Genomic DNA, 18,964 nt, shown 5'->3' on the forward strand with positions numbered 1-18,964 from the left:
GGCCGCTTCGCGCCCCAGCGGGAGCAAGCTCCCTCGCCACAGTTACCGATTCTGTCTTAACTGACTGGCATTACCCATTTCGGGAGCCTTTTCTGGTTAAGCGAACGACTTACATATTCGGGTAAGTCGGCCCGCCCGCGCCTTCCGGCGTCACCCAGGTGATGTTCTGCGAAGGGTCCTTGATGTCACAGGTCTTGCAGTGCACGCAGTTCTGGGCGTTGATCTGGAAGCGTTTCTCGCCGTCTTCCTTGGTCACCACTTCATACACGCCAGCCGGGCAGTAGCGCTGCGCCGGTTCATCGTAGAGCGGCAGGTTGGTGCCGATCGGGATGCTTGGGTCTTTGAGCTTCAAGTGGCACGGCTGCTCTTCTTCATGGTTGGTGCCGGAGATGAACACCGAGCTCAGCTTGTCGAAGCTCAGCTTGCCGTCGGGTTTGGGGTAGTCGATCTTCTGGCTGTCTTTGGCCAGCTTCAGGCAGGCGTAGTCCGGCTTGGTGTCGTGCAGGGTGAAAGGAATCTTGCCGCCGAAAATGTTCTGGTCGAGCCAGTTGAAACCGCCGCCGATGATTGCGCCGAACTTGTGCACGGCCGGGCCGAAATTACGGCTGGCGAACAGTTCTTCATACAGCCAGCTGGCTTTGAAGCTGTCGACATATGTGGTCAGCTCATCACCGCCCTCGGATTCGGCAAACAGGCGGTCAGCCACGGCGTCGGCGGCGAGCATGCCGGACTTCATCGCGGTGTGACTGCCTTTGATCTTGGCGAAGTTCAGGGTGCCCAGATCGCAACCGATCAGCGCGCCGCCCTTGAAGACCATCTTCGGCAGCGAATTCAGGCCACCTTTGCAGATCGCACGGGCGCCGTAGCTGACCCGCTTGCCGCCTTCCAGGTACTGGGCCAGCACCGGGTGGTGCTTGAGGCGCTGGAATTCATCGAACGGCGACAGGAAGGTATTGCTGTAGGACAGGTCGACGATCAGGCCGACCACGACTTGATTGTTTTCCAGGTGATAAAGGAACGAGCCACCGGTGTTCTCTTTACCCATGATGTCCAGCGGCCAACCGGCGGTGTGCACCACCAGGCCCGGCTGGTGCTTGGCTGGGTCGATTTCCCAGATTTCCTTCAGGCCAATGCCGTAGTGCTGGGCGTCGGCGTCGCTGTCCAGGTTGAAGCGCTGGATCAGTTGCTTGCCGATGTGGCCACGGCAACCTTCGGCGAACAGCGTGTACTTGCCACGCAGCTCCATGCCCGGGGTGTACAGGCCGTCTTTTGGCTTGCCTTCACGGTCGACGCCGAGGTCGCCGGTGATGATGCCGCGTACCACGCCGTTCTCGTCGAACAGCGCTTCCTGGGCGGCGAAGCCTGGGTAGATTTCCACGCCGAGGTTCTCGGCCTGCTGGGCCAGCCAGCGGCACAGGTTGCCCAGGGAAATGATGTAGTTGCCTTCGTTGTGCATGGTCTTGGGCACAAAGAAGTCGGGCACCTTGGTGGAGGCTTCCGGGCTGCGCAGTACATAGATGTCATCGCGCACCACGGGCGTGTTGAGCGGGGCGCCGAGTGCTTTCCAGTCCGGGAACAGCTCGTTCAGGGCACGTGGTTCAAACACGGCACCGGAGAGGATATGGGCGCCGACTTCGGAGCCTTTCTCGACCACGCAGACGCTGATTTCCTTACCGGCTTCGGCGGCCTTCTGCTTCAGTCGGCAGGCGGCAGACAGGCCAGCCGGGCCAGCGCCGACGATGACCACGTCGAATTCCATGTATTCGCGTTCCACAGGCTATCTCCTACTCAAGGCTCAACAGGCTTTTTTTTCTAATGGATGGAGGTTCGGTGTGGTTCTGCGCGAAGGCAGCACCCACCTGTCTCTCTAGGTGGCGCATTATATATAGACCACTGACAGCGTCCAATACAAACGTTTGTTTGAATTGCCTGCAGCCTAGATAAATCAAAGCAACGGGGCTTATGACTGACCATTTTGCCGTATTGACCAGAATAGGCGTTCCGGTCAAGATACGGTCGGCTTTGCGCTTCCCGTAGGCAGACTGCAGGTTTCAAGAGCACGTCCAAAGACAGGCTGAAGGCAATGAAGGTGATGCGCACCCAAACGTTGGAGCGCAGTTTACACGCCGCGATAAAGAATGACCTCTCAGTCACCACTGACGAACGGTCGTCATTTCCCGTGTGCAAGGCCACTGCCGAGATCTTTGGAGGTGCCCTTGTGTGCCGATGAGCATCAACCGCCAGGTTCGCCTAGGCGACTTTCTTTTCACCGGAGAGTAACGAGGAATCCATGAAGGTTCTTGTAGCTGTCAAACGCGTTGTCGATTACAACGTGAAAGTTCGCGTCAAGGCGGACAATTCCGGCGTCGACCTTGCTAACGTCAAGATGTCGATGAACCCTTTCTGCGAAATCGCTGTGGAAGAAGCCGTACGCCTGAAAGAGAAAGGCGTGGCGACGGAAATCGTCGTGGTGTCCATCGGGCCGACCACTGCCCAAGAGCAGTTGCGTACCGCTTTGGCCCTGGGCGCCGACCGCGCCATTCTGGTGGAGTCCGCTGAAGAGCTGACCTCCCTGGCCGTTGCCAAGCTGCTCAAGGCCGTTGTCGACAAGGAGCAGCCACAACTGGTGATCCTGGGCAAACAAGCCATCGACAGCGACAACAACCAGACTGGCCAGATGTTGGCTGCACTGACCGGTTACGGCCAGGGCACCTTCGCTTCGAAAGTCGAAGTTAGCGGCGACAGCGTTGCGGTCACCCGTGAAATCGACGGCGGCGCGCAGACGGTTTCCCTGAAACTGCCGGCCATCGTCACCACCGACCTGCGTTTGAACGAGCCGCGTTATGCGTCCCTGCCAAACATCATGAAAGCCAAGAAGAAGCCTCTGGAAACGCTGACTCCGGACGCTTTGGGCGTTTCCACCGCCTCTACCAACAAGACCGTCAAAGTCGAAGCGCCGGCTGCACGCAGCGCGGGCATCAAGGTCAAGTCGGTGGCTGAACTGGTCGAGAAACTGAAAAACGAAGCGAAGGTAATCTAATCATGACTATCTTGGTAATCGCTGAACACGACAACAAGGTACTGGCCCCGGCCACCCTGAACACCGTGGCCGCTGCCGCTAAAATCGGTGGGGACATCCACGTGCTGGTTGCTGGTCAGGGCGCTGGCGCCGTGGCTGAAGCGGCTGCAAAAATCGCAGGCGTGAGCAAAGTCCTGAACGCTGACAATGCCGCTTACGCGCATCAGCTACCGGAAAATGTTGCACCGCTAGTGGCAGAGTTGGGCAAGAGCTACACCCACATCCTGGCTGCCGCCACCTCCAACGGCAAAAACATCCTGCCACGCGTTGCCGCGCAGCTGGATGTTGACCAGATCTCCGAGATCATCTCGGTAGAAAGCGCCGATACCTTCAAGCGCCCGATCTACGCCGGTAACGCCATCGCAACCGTGCAGTCCAATGCTTCGGTCAAGGTCATCACCGTGCGTGCCACCGGTTTCGACCCGGTTGCCGCCGAAGGTGGCTCGGCTGCCGTTGAAGCCGTCTCCGCTGCCCACGACGCTGGCACTTCCAGCTTCGTCGGTGAAGAGCTCGCCAAGTCGGATCGTCCTGAACTGACCGCTGCCAAGATCGTCGTTTCCGGCGGGCGTGGCATGCAGAACGGTGACAACTTCAAACACCTGTACGCCCTGGCCGACAAGCTGGGCGCTGCGGTCGGCGCTTCCCGCGCAGCCGTTGACGCAGGTTTCGTACCCAACGACATGCAGGTCGGCCAGACCGGCAAGATCGTTGCGCCACAGCTGTACATCGCCGTCGGTATCTCCGGCGCGATCCAGCACTTGGCCGGTATGAAAGACTCCAAAGTGATCGTTGCGATCAACAAGGACGAAGAAGCTCCGATCTTCCAGGTTGCCGATTATGGCCTGGTGGCGGACTTGTTCGAAGCCGTACCTGAGTTGGAGAAGCTGGTCTAATCCAGCCGCTTCACTTATAAAGAGCCCGGTCTTATGACCGGGCTTTTTTATTCCCTGTAGGAGCGAGCTCGCTCGCGAAAAAACCACAGGCGCCGCATTTATTCAGAACGCACGCGTTATCGTTGACGTTTTTCGCGAGCACTTTAGGAAGGAACATGCCATGGCGCTGCGCCCCTGGACTGTACTGTTGGGCCTTACGCTGCTGCCGAGCCTGACGCTCGCCGCCGGCAAGTGCGAGCGCCTGGTGATCACCGGCAGCCCGGACGCACCGCCTTTACTCTGGCGCGACCCCCAGGACCCTACGCACCTGATCGGCGCGACCGCTGACGTGCTGCAACAAGTGGGCAAGGAGCTCGGGCTGAAAATCGACCTGCTCTACGGCGGCAAACGCTCCCTGGCCCTTGATGAAGCACGCAGCGGGCGCATGGACATTCTCGCCGACGCACCGCTGAACCTGGGTGAACTGGACCACTTCGACTACATCCATCCGGCGCTGATGCAGACCGACTACCTGGTATGGACGCGCAAGGATTCAGCCGTGGTCTATTCCACCGCCGCCGATTTGCACGGCCACAAAGGCGCAGTCTCGGAACGTGCGCGTTTGAGCGCGGAGTTCGAAACCTTCGCCAGCCAGCAACTCAACCTGCAACGCCTGCCCAATTTGACGCCGGCTTTCCAGAAACTGTTGCTCGGTGAGGTGGACTACGTGCTGGCTGGGCGCTATTCCGGCATGGCCATGGCCCAGACCCTGGGCATGAGTAATGACCTGGTGGCCCATGAGGTGCCTGTCGATCAGCCTGGCCTGTACCTGGCGATTTCCCACAACTCGGCCTGCAATGATCCTTGGCTTCGCGGACAGCTGACGAAAAAGATGACAGAATTGCCCGCCTCCGGTGCCGCTCAAGCCGCGCTGCAGCGCAATCTGGAGCGTTGGAAAGCGCAACTGCAACAACCTGTCGGCACCCCAACAAAGTAGGGATTTACAGTGATTTTTCGAGCTCTTTTCGCGGCCCTTGCCGTTGTCGCGCTGGCGGGATGCGCAACCGATCCTGCGCCGATCGAACAAATGCGCCTGACCCAGCAAGCCTTGGAACAAGCCACCGCGGTCGGGGCCAACACCGATGAATCCCCCGAACTGAAGCTGGCCGAAGAAAAATTCGCCCGGGCCAAGGGCAACATGGCCGACCAATCCTACAAGCGAGCGCGGATGCGCGCCGAGCAGGCTGAGCTGGACGCACGCCTGGCCGAAGCCAAAGTGCTGACCGGCAAGAGCCAGGAACAATTGAACGTGCTCAATACCCGTATCACTCGCCTGCGTAAGCAGCTGCAGTTGGGAGAAGCACAATGAGCCCGATGATCCGTGGCCTGAGCTGTGTACTGCTGCTGGGCAGCGTGGCCCTGGGCGGCTGTGCGAGCCAACCCACGAGTGAGCAGGCGTTGCAGCAGGCCGGCGATGACTTTCAAAAGGTCAAGGAAGACGCCAACGTGCTGCGCTTCGCGCCCAAGGACGTGATCCGCGCCGGAGAGTCCCTGGCCCGCGCCGATCGCCTGTCCAGCTACTGGGGCAGCGGCTCCGATGTGGTGCATTACGCCTACCTGAGCCAGCGGTACAGCGCCATCGCCCGAGAGCACACCCAGCAGGGCCTGAATGCCGAGCGCGGCACCCAACTGGAGTTGGAACGTCAGCGCCTGCAACTGGCCTTGCGCGAAAACAAGCTGGCCAGCGTGCAACAGCAGGGCAAGTGGGTTGAAGCGCAAATCGCCAGCCTCACCACCCAGACCGACCGTGGCCTGGTGATGACCCTGGGCGACGTACTGTTCGACACCGGCGAAGCGGAGCTGCAGAATTCGGCCAACCGCACGGTGCTCAAGATCGTGCAATTCCTGCAACTGAACCCCAAGCGTCGGGTGCGCATCGAGGGCTACACCGACAACACCGGTGGCGAGCAGGAAAACCTGAAACTGTCCCGCGACCGGGCTCAATCGGTGGCCGACCTGTTGATGGACCTGGGCATCGATGACAAGCGCATCGAAGTCGAGGGCTACGGCGACCAATACCCGGTGGAAGCCAATGCCTCCGAGCGTGGTCGTGCACAAAACCGTCGGGTGGAAATTGTTTTCTCTGACGAGAAGGGCCAATTGGGCGCTGCGCGCTAACAGCTGACGCAGCTCCAAATTGTGGGAGCGGGCTTGCTCGCGAATGCGGTGGCTCAGTACAGGATGTGCTGACTGACACACCGCCTTCGCAAGCAAGCCCGCTCCCACATTTCGTTTCGGCGATGCCCACCCCAGCTCCCCCGGCAGTTTTTACTGTCACTCCTGCCCACGCTCGACTATTGTGGCAACTGTCCCCGTACACTTCTAAACTGTGCCGGTATGTATGTTTCACACAAAAATAAAATGCCCGTGAAATCGAGTGCTGCGTCATGACCAATCTGTTGCTTTACCAACGTATTGCCCAGCAACTGGCTGAGGACATCCGCCGCGGTGTTTACCAACCGGGGGAGCGCGTGCCGTCGGTGCGCAAGATGAGTTCCCAGCTCAATGTGAGCCATGCCACGGTGCTGCAGGCCTACGCCAACCTGGAAGACCAGGGGCTGATCCGGGCGCGGCCGCAGTCGGGCTACTACGTGCACCAGACGCCAGCACTCACGGCGCCTACGCCTGATATCGCACGGGTCGAGCGCCCAGGGTTGGTCACCCGTAGCAGTATCATCCAGCAGGTGCTGGTCGAGTCGCGCCGTGAAGGGGTTTTTCCCCTGGGGGCGGCGGTGCCGAGTGTCGACTACCTGCCGGTGCGGGCATTGCATCAGCAATTGGCCAAGGTCACGCGTTTCCAGAGCCCACGGGCGTTCAGCTACATGTTCAGCCCTGGCTTTGAACCCCTGCGGCGCCAGGTGGCGATCCGCATGCGCGATGCCGGGGTGGTAGTGGACCCTTCCGAAGTGGTGATTACCCACGGCTGTGTCGATGCCTTGCAAATGTCGTTGCGCGTGCTGACGCGCCCTGGCGACCTGATCGCGGCTGAATCACCGACCTATTACGGCTTGCTGCAATTGGCTGATTTGCTGGGCCTCAAGGTGATCGAGATCCCCAGTGACCCTGCCACGGGCATGAGCCTGGAAGCCCTGCAACTGGCCGCCAACCAATGGTCGATCAAGGCGCTGGTGCTGACCACGCGCTTGAGTAACCCGCTGGGCGGCACCATGCCAGAGGAGCGGCAGAAACAGTTGCTGCGCCTGGCGTCGGACTTTGATATCCAGATCGTCGAAGATGATATTTACGGCGAGTTGATGTTCGAACTCGGCCGCACCAAAGCTCTCAAGGCCTACGACCGCCTCGACCGGGTGATCTATTGCTCAAGCTTTTCCAAGACCTTGTCGCCGGGCGTACGCATTGGCTGGATGATTGCCGGTAAATACCAGCAGGAAATCCAGCGCCTGCAGATGTTCAGCACGCATTCGGCATGCAGCGTCACCCAGATGGGCGTCGCGGCCTATCTGGAAAACGGTGGCTACGACCGTCATTTGCGCTACATCCGCCAGGAATACCGCAAGAACCTCAGCGCCTTCCAATTGGCGGTGCAGCAGTATTTCCCCGAGGGCACCCAGATGACCCGCCCGACCGGCGGCTTTATCCTGTGGGTCAGTTTGCCGGGGCGGGTCAATACTCAGGAACTGCATGTGCGTGCCCTGCAACAAGGCATCAGCATTGCGCCAGGGCTGATTTTCAGTAATACCGAACAGTTCAACCACTGTATTCGCCTCAATTGCGGCACGCCGTGGAACCGCGAGGCGGAGAGGGCGTTGATGACCCTGGGAATGCTTGCCAGCCAGCTGTGCCAAGAGGCCGCAGCGGGTTTTTGAGGCGAGCAAAGGGGACAAGACTGATCTGTGCCCTTGTCATGCCGCGCACAACAAGCGAGCATATGGCCTTCTGCCGTTAATGCTGTTGGCGATATGACTTCTATTTTTCGCGTTACGTTGATGCTTGGTCTGCTGAGCCTGTGCAATGCCGGTAGCGTGCTGGCTGCAGCACCGGTGGCTGAAGGCAAGCCTGTTGTCGGTGCCGAGCAAAAGACCTCAGCCAAGCAGCCAACGCCTGCGAAAAAATCCCCTGCCGCGCAAAAAAAAGCCGCTTCGACCAAAAAGCGTGCACCCGTGGCGAGCAAGTCCAAGTCGGCCCATGAGGTCGCCCAGACCAAACTGCCACCGGCACAGTTGGACCTGTCCCTGCCTTCGGACATGGTCAGGCACTTGCAACCCATTGGCACCATGCCCAAGCCCAAGAGCGTGCCTCTGTTGCCGCCGATGTTTGGTGAAAAGCCCACCGACAACAGTGCGTTCCAGATCAACGGCCGCTTGCTCAGCAATGAGATGAAGCTGCAACTGCGTAACGAAGAGCGCCGTGATGTTGAAGGCGCTGCGCTGGATTTCGAATTCAAGCAATAAACTTTCGGGCCACAGGTGACCCAGGTTGCCGACCATCTGTCGCAGACTGGTCGGTCATTTTTGTTTTGTGCGAAAAACTCCTGTTGGCCCATTTTAAAACGGCTGTTTAAGGGCGTACTCTAGCCCGGCCATCCCTATTGAGTCGTCGAGGACCTGCTGGTCATGAAATGCCGTGAAGGCTGTGGCGCCTGCTGCATTGCCCCCTCCATCAGTTCGCCACTACCCGGAATGCCCCAGGGCAAACCCGCTGGCGTCCGTTGCGTGCACCTGTCGGTGGAACAATTGTGCCAGTTGTTCGGTCAACCGCAGCGGCCCGCCGTGTGCAGTGATTTCAAGGCCGATATTGAGGTGTGCGGCAACGACCAGGCCGATGCCATCCGGCTGATCGGCTGGTGGGAGCAGATGACGGCGGCTTGATGGGCTTTACTATCGGAACTTCAACAATAAGGAATACAACGATGGGTTCGCTGAAACGAGTGGCTGTGCTGTGCGGTTTTACGCTGTTGTTTGCGGCCACTGCCCAGGCTGAGGATTGGCAAGTCGCCAAGGACGAAGACGGTATCAAGGTGTCCCTGAGCGAGATTGCCGGTTCCAAGTACAAGGCCTATCGCGGCGTGACCGTGATCAAGGCGCCTTTGGCCAAAGTCCAGGCGCTGCAGGAAGATGTGGTCGGTGCTTGCGCATGGATCCATGAATGCAAATCCCAGAAACTCGTCGACAAGAAAGGCGACGAGGCCTGGACCTACACCCAGTTCAAGGCCCCGTTCCCCGTGACGGACCGCGACTCGTACATCCACGTCACCACCACCAAAGCCGCTGACGGCACCGTCACGCGCAAACTGGAAGGTGTGCCGACCTACAAGCCCGAAGCAAAAGGCTACGTGCGGGTCGCCCAGGTGGAGGGTTTCTGGAAACTGGTGCCAAAGGGCGATAACCAGACCGAAGTCACCTACCAGGTACACACCGAGCCAGGCGGCAGCGTGCCGTCGTGGCTGGCCAACAAGTTTGTGGTGGACGCGCCGTTCAACACCTTGAAAGCCTTGAAAGAACACGCTGAAAAATAAGTGCAGTTGATCCGGTGCCTCCGGCCTTGAGTGGAACGTTTGGCGAGCCCTCACGGTCCAGATAGAAGTAAGCCCACCTATGGGTTTTATCGAGGAGGCACCGATGCCGAAGTGGAATGTTTCTTTCATCAACGACCGCGGCGAGCCGGTAGTCGAGCAATTCGACTGCGAGCATGAGCCGACGCTGGAAGAAGCCGCACAAATGGTGCGCGTGCGTGTGTCGCCGGTGTTGGAAAAGCTGGACCTTAACGATCTTGCCGACCGTGTCCCCGACCCCACGGTCAAGAGCCTGCATGATCAGAATGGTATCAAGGACCTCAAGGTCGAACCCGCGGCCTGAACATTTTCTATAGACCCTTCAAGCCCCTCTGGTGGTGGTGACAGCTTCACGCTACTCTGCAATCGAGATCAGCGAATGAATCGCTAAGGTCTGGTCTTGTCAGCTACATGCTTGTTTTCCTGCGGTGTTGTTATGCCGTGGTGCCCGCGCCAGCAGGGCGCGGGGCTTCAGGAAGCACGGAAAGTCTATCCATCGGTGTGAGGAGGACGTTTCATGAGCACAGCCTATCAAGAAGACATCAGCACCAACGTACTGCGCCGCATGAAAGAAGGCGGCTTTGATTTCTCGCGCTTTCACCCCATCGAGTTCTACGCCATTTTCCCGGATGAGGAGCGGGCGCGCAGGGCTGCGGGTCGATTTCGTGGGGAGTCCCTCAACGCCCAGGTCAGCGCGCGCGACGATGGCGCCTGGTACCTGGAACTGAGCAAAATCATGTTCGCAACCTACGACGGCATAGGAGACTTCGAGCAAGACTTTGAAGCGGTGGTCGAGCCCCTGGGAGGGATCATCGAAGGATGGGGCGTCAAGCAGGAGGTGCGTGGGTTACCCATGTAGTTGGTATTTATGAGCAGCACAGCGTATCGGCTGACCTTTGGGTCGGCCGATTTTGTTTGGGCTACCGTCGCAACGGAAACTGCCGTTTCAGGCGCAAAAAAAAGCCACCCGGATGGGGTGGCGGAAAGGGAAGACCGAGGAGTCATCAGTACACGAGTCAATACGTTACTGAATGTGCAAAGGGTTTGGCTGTAGGACACGTCCTGTTCAACCGATGTGGGCGATTATCCGCATGTGCAGGCGGGCAGTGAAATCAACTCTGACTATGCTGTTGATAGCCAAACACCGCATTGCAACGGAGCGTACGGCGTGGCCCAGGCAATTGCGCGCACCAGGACGGTGCCGCAAATCCCCTCGGATTATGCAACTGTTTGATTATCAAGTGTTTATGCCGCTGGCACGGGCCTTGCGAAGGTTCTTGCGTCCGGGTGACAAGGAGTACGGCATGATCCGCACTTATTACGATGAAATGTACGATGGGGCAGGGCAGGTTCGCCCCCATTATCGCGAGTTCGCCCGTTGGTTGGCCGACACCCCTGCCGAACTGCTGGCCCAGCGCCGGCGTGAAGCCGATTTGCTGTTCCATCGCGCCGGCATCACCTTCACCCTCTACGGGGACGAACAAGGCACCGAGCGTCTGATCCCCTTCGATACCATCCCCCGCAGCATTCCGGCGAGTGAATGGCGGGTTGTCGAACGCGGTTGCATCCAGCGGGTCAAGGCGCTGAACCTGTTCCTCACCGACCTGTACCACGACCAACGCATCATCAAGGCCGGCATCATCCCCGCCGAGCAGGTATTGGCCAACGAGCAATACCAACTGGCAATGCAGGGCCTGGACTTGCACCGCGATATCTATTCGCACATCTCCGGGGTGGACCTCGTACGCGATGGCGACGGCACGTACTACGTGCTCGAAGACAACCTGCGCACGCCCAGCGGTGTCAGCTACATGCTCGAAGACCGCAAGATGATGATGCGTCTGTTCCCCGAGTTGTTCGCGGCCCAGCGCATCGCGCCCATCGACCATTACCCCAACCTGCTGCTCGACACCCTGAAAAGCGCCAGCCCCCTGGATAACCCCAGTGTGGTAGTACTGACGCCCGGGCGTTTCAACAGCGCATTCTTCGAACATGCCTTCCTGGCTCGGGAAATGGGTGTGGAGTTGGTGGAAGGCGCGGATTTGTTCGTGCGCGATGACCGTGTGTTCATGCGCACCACCGATGGACCCAAGGCTGTCGATGTGATCTACCGTCGCCTCGATGATGCATTTCTAGATCCCTTGGCATTCAACCCCGACTCGATGCTTGGTGTACCCGGCCTGCTCGCCGCCTACCGTTGCGGCAATGTGGTGCTGGCCAACGCCATTGGCACCGGAGTCGCGGACGACAAATCGGTTTACCCGTTCGTCATCGAGATGATCCGCTTCTACCTCGATGAAGAGCCGATCCTGCAGAACGTTCCGACTTTTCAATGCCGTAAGCCTGACGAGTTGTCCCACGTGCTGGCCAACCTGCCCGACCTGGTGGTCAAGGAAACCCAGGGCTCCGGTGGTTACGGCATGCTGGTTGGCCCGGCGTCTACAACCGCAGAAATCGAAGCGTTCCGGGCGCGTATCAAGGCCAAGCCACACGCCTATATCGCGCAGCCGACCCTGTGCTTGTCCACCTGCCCGACCTTTGTCGAAAACGGAATCGCCCCGCGCCATATCGACCTGCGCCCCTTCGTGTTGTCCGGCAAGGACACCCGCGTGGTGCCGGGTGGCCTGACCCGTGTGGCGCTGCGCGAAGGCTCGCTGGTGGTCAACTCGTCCCAGGGCGGCGGAACCAAAGACACCTGGGTGGTCGAGGACTGATGCCATGTTGAGTAGAACTGCCTCGGATTTGTACTGGATGTCACGCTACCTGGAACGTGCCGAAAACCTCGCACGCATGCTCGATGTCAGCTATTCGCTGTCGCTGATGCCCCAGGACGGGCGCGGCGATGGCCTGCACGAATTGGCCATGCCGCTGTTGATCACCGGCACTCTGGACGATTACCACGAGCGCCATGGCCCGTTGCACGCTGAACGCTTGCTGCACTTTTTTGCATTGGACGCGGCCAACCCGGCGAGCATCTACAGCTGTCTGGGTGCGGCGCGGGCCAGCGCCCATGCGGTACGTGGGCGGATCACCGCCGACATGTGGGAAAACATCAACGCCACCTGGCTGGACATTCGCGATATCGCCCAGCAGGGGCTCAGCCATTACGGCATGAGCCGGTTTTGTGAGTGGGTCAAGGAGCGTTCCCATCTGTTTCGGGGCGCCACGTACGGCACCATCATGCGCAACGATGCCTTCCGCTTTATCCGCCTGGGCACCTTTATCGAGCGCGCCGATAACACCCTGCGCCTGCTGGATGCCCGCTACGAAATGGCCGGCGAACAGGCGGCGGCGGTCAGCGATGGTACGGCTCACGCGTATTACCAATGGAGTGCGTTGCTGCGGGCTCTGTCGTCGTTCGAGGCGTACACCGAGATTTATCGCGATGCGCCGGGCGCTCGGCAAGTGGCCGAACTGCTGCTCTTACGCGCGGATGTGCCGCGTTCGCTGCGTGCTTGCAGCGAAGAGATCGACCAGATCCTCGCGAGCCTGCCAGGCCTCAATGGTCGCCCGGCCCAGCGCCTGGCCGCCGAGATGGATGCGCGCCTGCGCTTTACGGCCATCGACGAAATCCTCGAGGAAGGCCTGCATGCCTGGCTGACCGACTTTATCCCTTTGGTCCGCCAGTTGGGCGACGCCATCTACAGTTCCTACCTGGAGGCGGCATGAGACTCTCCATCAGCCACGACACTACCTACCACTACGAAGACCAAGTGCGCGCCAGCATCCAGTACCTGCGCCTGACCCCTCATGACAGCGAGCGCCAGCACGTGCTGAGCTGGCAACTCGACCTTCCACGCCCCGTGCGGGCGCAGGTGGACCCGTTCGGCAACATCCTGCATGTGCTCACGCTGGACGAGCCCCATGACGCCATCATCATTGGCGCCCGGGGCGTGGTGGAGATCGATGAATTGCGCGAGGCCGAACACGAAAGCCAGTCTGCCTTTCCGTTTTTGCGCTCCACGCGCCTCACCGAGCCCGACGACGCCCTGCGCGGGTTTGCCGAGCAAAACTGCCGTCAGCGTCGCGACCGTACGGCGCTTATCGACTTGATGCAGGCGCTCAACCACACCATGGTCTACACCCCCGGCGCGACCGACGTCGATACCTGCGCCGCCCAAGCCTTCGCAGGTGCCGCTGGGGTGTGCCAGGACCATACCCATGCGTTCCTGGCCTGCGCACGCAGCCTAGGGATCCCGGCGCGGTATGTGTCGGGGTATTTGTACACCGAAGACAGCGCGCACCTGGCCAGTCATGCCTGGGCCGAAGCCTGGCTGGATGACGCCTGGTACAGCTTTGACGTGACCAACCAACTGGCCCGGCCGGAGCGGCACTTGAAGCTGGCGGTGGGCCTGGACTACCTCGACGCCTGCCCGGTACGCGGCATGCGCCGTGGCGGTGGGCATGAGCAGATGCACGCCAAGGTATTCGTGGCGCCGCAGCAATGACCGATAACTGTCGGAGCAAGCTTGCTTGATCGTTCCCACGCTCTGCGTGGGAATGCAGCCCAGGACGCTCCGCGTCCCATAGCGTGATGCAGAGCATCGCAAGAGGCGTTCCCACGCAGAGCGTGGGAACGATCGACGGTGCTCTCAGGCTTTTCGCGAGCAAGCTCGCCCCTACAACTTGCGGCCCGCCATATGCCGGAGATACCCCACCAGCAAGTCCAACTCATTGTCTGGCAATACAATGGCTGTAAACGCCGGCATCTTCGCCTGTGGCCAATGCCTCAGGCTTTGCGGGTCGCGGATGTAACGCTTGAGAAAATCGCCGCTGAAATACTCGGTGGGGTTGTAGGGCACATTCAAGTCCGGCCCCATCTGGGCATCACCGCCGCCATTGAGGCGATGGCACGCCAGGCAGTTCTTCTGGAACAACGCGAAGCCTTGGTTGATCGGGTCGTTCGCCGCCAGCTTAGGGTCGGGCAATAACGCCGGGAAACGCTCGCCAACCGTCTGCAACTGTTTGAACCTGGAGACCTGGAACGGCCACTGTTCCGGGCTGATACGTCCGGCTTGAGGGTTGGTCCAGACCAGATAGAACGGTCCGGCGCTGGGCTTGCCCTGTGCTAGTGGTGGCCATGGATGGGCCGGGTCTTCCACGGCCAGCCAGGCGCGGGCGCCGTTTTTTTCCAGCAACGGCGCGGCGGCAAGTTCGGCGGCAAAACCATCAAGGGCAACGGCTTGCAGGTGGTTCGCAGATTTAAGGCCCGGCAAGAGCACCGCGAGGGGCACCGCACGATAGGTCATGTTGCGCTTGTAGGACACATCATCAACGATCTGCACCGTCTGAGCGTCGGGATGCTTGAGCAGCTCGGCGGTCTCCCAGGTTTTGTGGGTGTGGTCCAACTCGATGGTCAACTGTGCCGCCGCCGCAGGCAGGCTCAGCAGCAGGGCAAAAAGGGCGAGGATCGGTTTCAAGGCACAGGCCCGTTGCGAGAGAGTGAGGGCGCACACGATAACGGAAAACGGCAGGTAAAAAGACAGCCCCTGCAACAGGAGCGCTAAGCGCAATGTCCTGGCAGGTGCTGCCAAAAGCTGCAGGCCTGGTGCGGTGTGTGCACGGAAGCTGGGAGTGTCACCCAATAACCTTGGTTAAATTGGGCAAGATCAGAATCAAGGTGGTGGCGAACAGGATAAGTCCCGCCTGACGTACTTTTGATTGTTTGAACATGGCTGACTGCCTTTTCTTTTGTTGTTATTCCTGAGCGTCAAATGCGTGCCGTTGAAGTCAGTATCGCGAGGTGACGTTGCACTTTTCTTACAGCTGCTCCAGCAAAACCCGGCAGCAGCGTCTTACAGATTCAACCTTAGAGCGCCCGTTCTTTCTGGCTTAGACTCATTTCATATCAGCTAAGAAGTATTTGCGCTAAAAACGGCATGAGGCTTATTGCCATCTTGGCGCCAGCCCTAGGGCTAGACGGCTAAAACGATTAATCAGGCATTTCCCGTAGGTACCTACCGTTCGTCCGAGCGAGGGGGTCAAAAGCAATGAGCGCATCCGTCATTGAAACCGTGTCAATCGGGCCTAAGGTAGGGGCACACACCCATAGCGGTTCGAGGATGTCATGACCCAAGCTTTGATCTTTGATGCGATACGCACGCCCCGGGGAAAAGGCAAGGCCGACGGTGCCCTGCACAGCGTCAAGCCGGTAAACCTGGTGGCCGGCTTGCTCACGGCGCTGGCGCAGCGCAGCGACCTCGACACCCGCCAAGTGGATGACATCGTCCTTGGCTGCGTCACCCCCGTGGGCGACCAGGGCGCCGATATCGCCAAGACCGCCGCGCTGGTGGCCGACTGGGATGTCAGTGTTGCCGGTGTACAGGTCAATCGCTTCTGCGCGTCGGGCCTGGAGGCGGTGAACCTGGGGGCGATGAAGGTGCGTTCCGGCTTCGAAGACCTGGTGGTTGTTGGCGGCGTCGAGTCCATGTCCCGCGTGCCCATGGGCAGCGATGGCGGCGCCTGGGTGCTCGACCCGCAAACCAATATGCACAGCCACTTCACGCCCCAAGGCATTGGCGCCGACCTGATCGCCACCCTGGAAGGCTTCACGCGCCAGGATGTCGACACCTTTGCCCTACAGTCCCAGCAGAAAGCCGCCAGGGCGCGGGCAGACGGTTCCTTCAATAAGTCGCTGATCGCGGTGCACGACCAGAACGGCATCGTGCTGCTGGACCATGACGAATTTATCCGCGGCGACTCAACCCTCGAGGGCTTGGGCAAGCTCAAGCCGAGCTTCGAAATGATGGGCCAGATGGGCTTCGACGCCACCGCGTTGCGGGTCTATAGCCACGTGGAGCGCATCCACCATGTGCACACGCCGGGCAACAGTTCCGGCATTGTGGATGGCGCCGCGCTGATGCTGATCGGTTCCGAGGCCAAAGGCCGTGAACTGGGCCTGCAACCGCGGGCGCGTATTGTCGCCACGGCGGTGACCAGCACCGACCCGACCATCATGCTCACCGGCCCCGCGCCGGCCACTCGCAAAGCACTGGCCAAAGCCGGCCTGCGGGTTGAAGACATCGACCTGTTCGAAGTCAACGAAGCCTTTGCTTCGGTCGTGCTCAAGTTCATCAAGGACATGGGCATCGACACCGCACGGGTCAATGTCAACGGCGGCTCCATCGCCATGGGCCATCCCTTGGGCGCCACCGGCTGCGCGATACTCGGCACCTTGCTCGACGAGCTCGAGGTGCGCCAGCAACGCTACGGCCTGGCCACCTTGTGTGTCGGCGGTGGCATGGGGATCGCCACCATTATCGAACGTCTCTGAGCCTAAGGAATTTGTCATGACCGATGCCATTCGTTACGAAAAAGGCCAGGACCAGATCGTGGTACTGACCCTGGACATGCCCGGCCAGAGCGCCAACACCATGAACGCCGCCTACCGTGAAGCCATGGCGGCCACCCTCGCGCGCCTGGAAGCGGAAAAGGACGAGATCGCCGGGGTGGTGATCACCTCGGCCAAGAAAACCTTTTTTGCCGGGGGCGACCTCAATGAGCTGGTCAAGGTCGATAAAGCCCATGCCAAGTCGTTCTACGACAGTGTCTTGGTATTGAAAGCGCAATTACGCCGCCTGGAAGCCCTCGGCAAACCGGTGGTGGCCGCAATCAATGGCGCGGCCCTGGGCGGTGGTTGGGAAATTTGCCTGGCCTGCCATCACCGGGTCGCGCTGGACGACAAGTCCGTGCAGTTGGGTTTGCCGGAAGTCACCCTCGGCCTGTTGCCAGGAGGCGGCGGCGTGGTGCGTATGGTGCGCATGCTTGGCCTGGAAAAAGCCTTGCCGTATTTGCTCGAAGGCAAAAAGGTGCGGCCCGCCCATGCCCTGCAAGCGGGTTTGATTGATGAGTTGGCGGCGGATCGCGAGGCATTGCTGGCTCAAGCCCGTGCCTGGATTCTGGCTAATCCGCAGGTCAGGCAACCCTGGGACAACAAGGGCTACTCGATTCCCGGCGGCGCGCCGTCCCACCCTAAAGTCGCGCAGATGCTCGCCATTGCCCCATCGATTTTGCGTAGCAAGACCCAGGGCTGCTTCCCTGCGCCGGAGAAAATCCTGTGTGCGGCGGTCGAGGGCGCCCAGGTGGACTTCGACACCGCGCACCTGATCGAAACCCGCTACTTCACCGAACTGGTGACCGGGCAAGTGGCAAAAAACATGATCGGCACCTTCTGGTTCCAGCTCAACCAAATCAACGCTGGCAGCTCGCGCCCGCAGGGCTTTGCGCCTTATGTAACGCGCAAAGTCGGTGTGCTCGGCGCCGGGATGATGGGCGCGGGCATCGCCTATGTCAGTGCCTGTGCGGGGATCGAGGTGGTGCTCAAAGACATCACCCTGGCCGCCGCTGAAAAAGGCAAAGCTCATTCGGCCGCATTGCTGGACAAGAAAGTCAGCCGTGGGCAATTGACCGCCGAACAGCGCGAAACCACCCTGGCGCGCATTCATCCTACTCAGGATGACGCCGACCTGGCCGGCTGCGACCTGATCATCGAGGCCGTATTCGAAGACCGCGCACTCAAGGCCAAGGTCTCGGCCGCAGCGCAAAGCGTGGTGGGGGCCGACGCGGTGATCGCCTCCAACACCTCCACCTTGCCCATCAGCGGCCTGGCCACGGCGGTGCCTGATCAAGCCAGGTTCATCGGCCTGCACTTCTTCAGCCCCGTGGACAAGATGCCCTTGGTGGAAATCATCAAGGGGGCGCGCACCAGCGACGAAACCCTGGCCCGAGGTTTTGACTTCGTACTGCAAATCAAGAAAACCCCGATTGTGGTCAACGACAGTCGCGGTTTCTTTACCTCGCGAGTATTCGGCACCTTTACCAACGAAGGCATCGCCATGCTCGGCGAAGGCGTGGCGGCGCCGATGATTGAGACCGAAGCGCGCAAGGCCGGCATGCCAGTGGGGCCGTTGGCGGTGTCCGATGAAGTGTCCCTCAGCCTGATGAGCCATATCCGACAGCAAACGGCCAAGGACCTGCAGGCCGAAGACAAGGCTATGCCGAATCATCCGGCGACGGCGGTGATTGATCTGTTGGTGAACGAATACAAGCGCACGGGCAAGGCGGCCGGCGGTGGTTTTTACGACTATCCCGCTGGCGGCCAGAAGCACCTGTGGCCTGAGCTGAAAACCCGGTTTGAACAGCCCGACGAGCAAATCTCACCCCAGGACGTGCGCGACCGCTTGTTGTTTATCCAAGCCATCGAAACCGTGCGTTGCGTGGAGGAGGGCGTGTTGATGTCCACGGCGGATGCCAACGTCGGTTCAATCTTCGGCATCGGTTTTGCCGCTTGGAGTGGCGGCGCGTTGCAGTTTATCAACCAGTACGGGCTGAACGACTTCATCGCCCGCGCCCGCTACCTCGCCGAGGAGTACGGGGAGCGCTTCTCGCCGCCGACGTTGTTGTTGGAAAAAGCCGCAAAAGGCGAGCGGTTTTAGACGTTTC

18 protein-coding genes are annotated in these 18,964 nt (G+C 60.1%); 16 read left to right on the top strand and 2 right to left on the bottom strand.

What is annotated here, in order from left to right; all coding sequences use genetic code 11:
- Positions 1-109 precede the first annotated feature (109 nt).
- Positions 110-1,774 (bottom strand): electron transfer flavoprotein-ubiquinone oxidoreductase, encoded by a 1,665-nt coding sequence (locus OC445_RS12640; RefSeq protein WP_034126749.1) that lies wholly within the window; start codon positions 1,772-1,774, stop codon positions 110-112.
- Between the two features lie 516 nt (positions 1,775-2,290).
- Here OC445_RS12640 and OC445_RS12645 point away from each other — a divergent pair.
- From OC445_RS12645 to OC445_RS12710, 14 genes are all read left to right on the top strand, one after another.
- Complete coding sequence (locus OC445_RS12645) at positions 2,291-3,040, top strand: electron transfer flavoprotein subunit beta/FixA family protein (protein WP_014719538.1); 750 nt, start codon at positions 2,291-2,293, stop codon at positions 3,038-3,040.
- Between the two features lie 2 nt (positions 3,041-3,042).
- Entirely contained in the window at positions 3,043-3,972 is a 930-nt protein-coding gene (locus OC445_RS12650) for an electron transfer flavoprotein subunit alpha/FixB family protein (protein WP_096143571.1), read from the top strand.
- Positions 3,973-4,132: 160 nt separating this feature from the next.
- On the top strand, positions 4,133-4,948 hold the full coding sequence (locus OC445_RS12655) for a substrate-binding periplasmic protein (RefSeq protein ID WP_054922611.1): 816 nt from the start codon (positions 4,133-4,135) through the stop codon (positions 4,946-4,948).
- A gap of 9 nt (positions 4,949-4,957) precedes the next feature.
- A complete protein-coding gene (locus OC445_RS12660; RefSeq protein WP_003193475.1) occupies positions 4,958-5,320 on the top strand; it encodes a DUF4398 domain-containing protein in 363 nt (120 codons plus the stop codon).
- Entirely contained in the window at positions 5,317-6,129 is an 813-nt protein-coding gene (locus OC445_RS12665) for an OmpA family protein (RefSeq protein WP_034126751.1), read from the top strand. Before OC445_RS12660 ends, OC445_RS12665 begins: the two co-directional genes overlap by 4 nt.
- 269 nt (positions 6,130-6,398) lie before the next feature.
- Positions 6,399-7,838, top strand: a complete 1,440-nt coding sequence (locus tag OC445_RS12670) for a PLP-dependent aminotransferase family protein (RefSeq protein WP_003193472.1) — start codon at positions 6,399-6,401, stop codon at positions 7,836-7,838.
- A 93-nt stretch (positions 7,839-7,931) separates the two neighbouring features.
- Positions 7,932-8,423: a hypothetical protein gene (locus OC445_RS12675; RefSeq protein ID WP_034126752.1), complete on the top strand. Its 492-nt coding sequence runs from the start codon at positions 7,932-7,934 to the stop codon at positions 8,421-8,423.
- Positions 8,424-8,585: 162 nt separating this feature from the next.
- Positions 8,586-8,840 carry a YkgJ family cysteine cluster protein gene (locus OC445_RS12680; protein ID WP_034126753.1) on the top strand — a complete coding sequence of 85 codons (255 nt, stop codon included), beginning with the start codon at positions 8,586-8,588 and terminating at the stop codon, positions 8,838-8,840.
- A gap of 41 nt (positions 8,841-8,881) precedes the next feature.
- A complete protein-coding gene (locus OC445_RS12685; protein WP_034126754.1) occupies positions 8,882-9,487 on the top strand; it encodes an START domain-containing protein in 606 nt (201 codons plus the stop codon).
- A gap of 79 nt (positions 9,488-9,566) precedes the next feature.
- Positions 9,567-9,827 (top strand): hypothetical protein, encoded by a 261-nt coding sequence (locus OC445_RS12690; RefSeq protein ID WP_034126755.1) that lies wholly within the window; start codon positions 9,567-9,569, stop codon positions 9,825-9,827.
- A gap of 213 nt (positions 9,828-10,040) precedes the next feature.
- Positions 10,041-10,382, top strand: a complete 342-nt coding sequence (locus OC445_RS12695) for a ribonuclease E inhibitor RraB (protein WP_003193463.1) — start codon at positions 10,041-10,043, stop codon at positions 10,380-10,382.
- A gap of 445 nt (positions 10,383-10,827) precedes the next feature.
- On the top strand, positions 10,828-12,237 hold the full coding sequence (locus OC445_RS12700; RefSeq protein WP_197900424.1) for a circularly permuted type 2 ATP-grasp protein: 1,410 nt from the start codon (positions 10,828-10,830) through the stop codon (positions 12,235-12,237).
- A gap of 4 nt (positions 12,238-12,241) precedes the next feature.
- Entirely contained in the window at positions 12,242-13,192 is a 951-nt protein-coding gene (locus OC445_RS12705) for an alpha-E domain-containing protein (RefSeq protein ID WP_034126756.1), read from the top strand.
- Positions 13,189-13,971 (top strand): transglutaminase N-terminal domain-containing protein, encoded by a 783-nt coding sequence (locus OC445_RS12710; protein WP_198791657.1) that lies wholly within the window; start codon positions 13,189-13,191, stop codon positions 13,969-13,971. Before OC445_RS12705 ends, OC445_RS12710 begins: the two co-directional genes overlap by 4 nt.
- A 171-nt stretch (positions 13,972-14,142) precedes the next feature.
- On the opposite strand, the gene OC445_RS12715 is transcribed toward OC445_RS12710, so the two are convergent.
- Positions 14,143-14,943 carry a c-type cytochrome gene (locus OC445_RS12715; RefSeq protein WP_127881152.1) on the bottom strand — a complete coding sequence of 267 codons (801 nt, stop codon included), beginning with the start codon at positions 14,941-14,943 and terminating at the stop codon, positions 14,143-14,145.
- Positions 14,944-15,590: 647 nt separating this feature from the next.
- Here OC445_RS12715 and OC445_RS12720 point away from each other — a divergent pair.
- Both OC445_RS12720 and OC445_RS12725 read left to right on the top strand, forming a co-directional pair.
- A complete protein-coding gene (locus tag OC445_RS12720) occupies positions 15,591-16,796 on the top strand; it encodes an acetyl-CoA C-acetyltransferase (RefSeq protein WP_034126758.1) in 1,206 nt (401 codons plus the stop codon).
- 16 nt (positions 16,797-16,812) lie between these two features.
- Positions 16,813-18,957, top strand: a complete 2,145-nt coding sequence (locus OC445_RS12725) for a 3-hydroxyacyl-CoA dehydrogenase NAD-binding domain-containing protein (RefSeq protein WP_262020172.1) — start codon at positions 16,813-16,815, stop codon at positions 18,955-18,957.
- The last annotated feature ends 7 nt before the right edge of the window (positions 18,958-18,964 follow it).

This window comes from Pseudomonas sp. Pse35, from assembly GCF_024519715.1.
GTDB lineage: Bacteria > Pseudomonadota > Gammaproteobacteria > Pseudomonadales > Pseudomonadaceae > Aquipseudomonas > Aquipseudomonas paracarnis.

Excerpts from the sequence above, each read along its gene's own strand:
- OC445_RS12645 (WP_014719538.1), top strand. The coding sequence starts at position 2,291 with ATGAAGGTTCTTGTAGCTGTCAAACGCGTTGTCGATTACAACGTGAAA.
- OC445_RS12655 (WP_054922611.1), top strand. The coding sequence starts at position 4,133 with ATGGCGCTGCGCCCCTGGACTGTACTGTTGGGCCTTACGCTGCTGCCG.
- OC445_RS12700 (WP_197900424.1), top strand. The coding sequence starts at position 10,828 with ATGATCCGCACTTATTACGATGAAATGTACGATGGGGCAGGGCAGGTT.
- OC445_RS12725 (WP_262020172.1), top strand. The coding sequence starts at position 16,813 with ATGACCGATGCCATTCGTTACGAAAAAGGCCAGGACCAGATCGTGGTA.
- OC445_RS12720 (WP_034126758.1), top strand. The coding sequence starts at position 15,591 with ATGACCCAAGCTTTGATCTTTGATGCGATACGCACGCCCCGGGGAAAA.
- OC445_RS12650 (WP_096143571.1), top strand. The coding sequence starts at position 3,043 with ATGACTATCTTGGTAATCGCTGAACACGACAACAAGGTACTGGCCCCG.
- OC445_RS12695 (WP_003193463.1), top strand. The coding sequence starts at position 10,041 with ATGAGCACAGCCTATCAAGAAGACATCAGCACCAACGTACTGCGCCGC.
- OC445_RS12710 (WP_198791657.1), top strand. The coding sequence starts at position 13,189 with ATGAGACTCTCCATCAGCCACGACACTACCTACCACTACGAAGACCAA.
- OC445_RS12680 (WP_034126753.1), top strand. The coding sequence starts at position 8,586 with ATGAAATGCCGTGAAGGCTGTGGCGCCTGCTGCATTGCCCCCTCCATC.
- OC445_RS12685 (WP_034126754.1), top strand. The coding sequence starts at position 8,882 with ATGGGTTCGCTGAAACGAGTGGCTGTGCTGTGCGGTTTTACGCTGTTG.
- OC445_RS12665 (WP_034126751.1), top strand. The coding sequence starts at position 5,317 with ATGAGCCCGATGATCCGTGGCCTGAGCTGTGTACTGCTGCTGGGCAGC.
- OC445_RS12675 (WP_034126752.1), top strand. The coding sequence starts at position 7,932 with ATGACTTCTATTTTTCGCGTTACGTTGATGCTTGGTCTGCTGAGCCTG.
- OC445_RS12690 (WP_034126755.1), top strand. The coding sequence starts at position 9,567 with ATGGGTTTTATCGAGGAGGCACCGATGCCGAAGTGGAATGTTTCTTTC.
- OC445_RS12705 (WP_034126756.1), top strand. The coding sequence starts at position 12,242 with ATGTTGAGTAGAACTGCCTCGGATTTGTACTGGATGTCACGCTACCTG.
- OC445_RS12670 (WP_003193472.1), top strand. The coding sequence starts at position 6,399 with ATGACCAATCTGTTGCTTTACCAACGTATTGCCCAGCAACTGGCTGAG.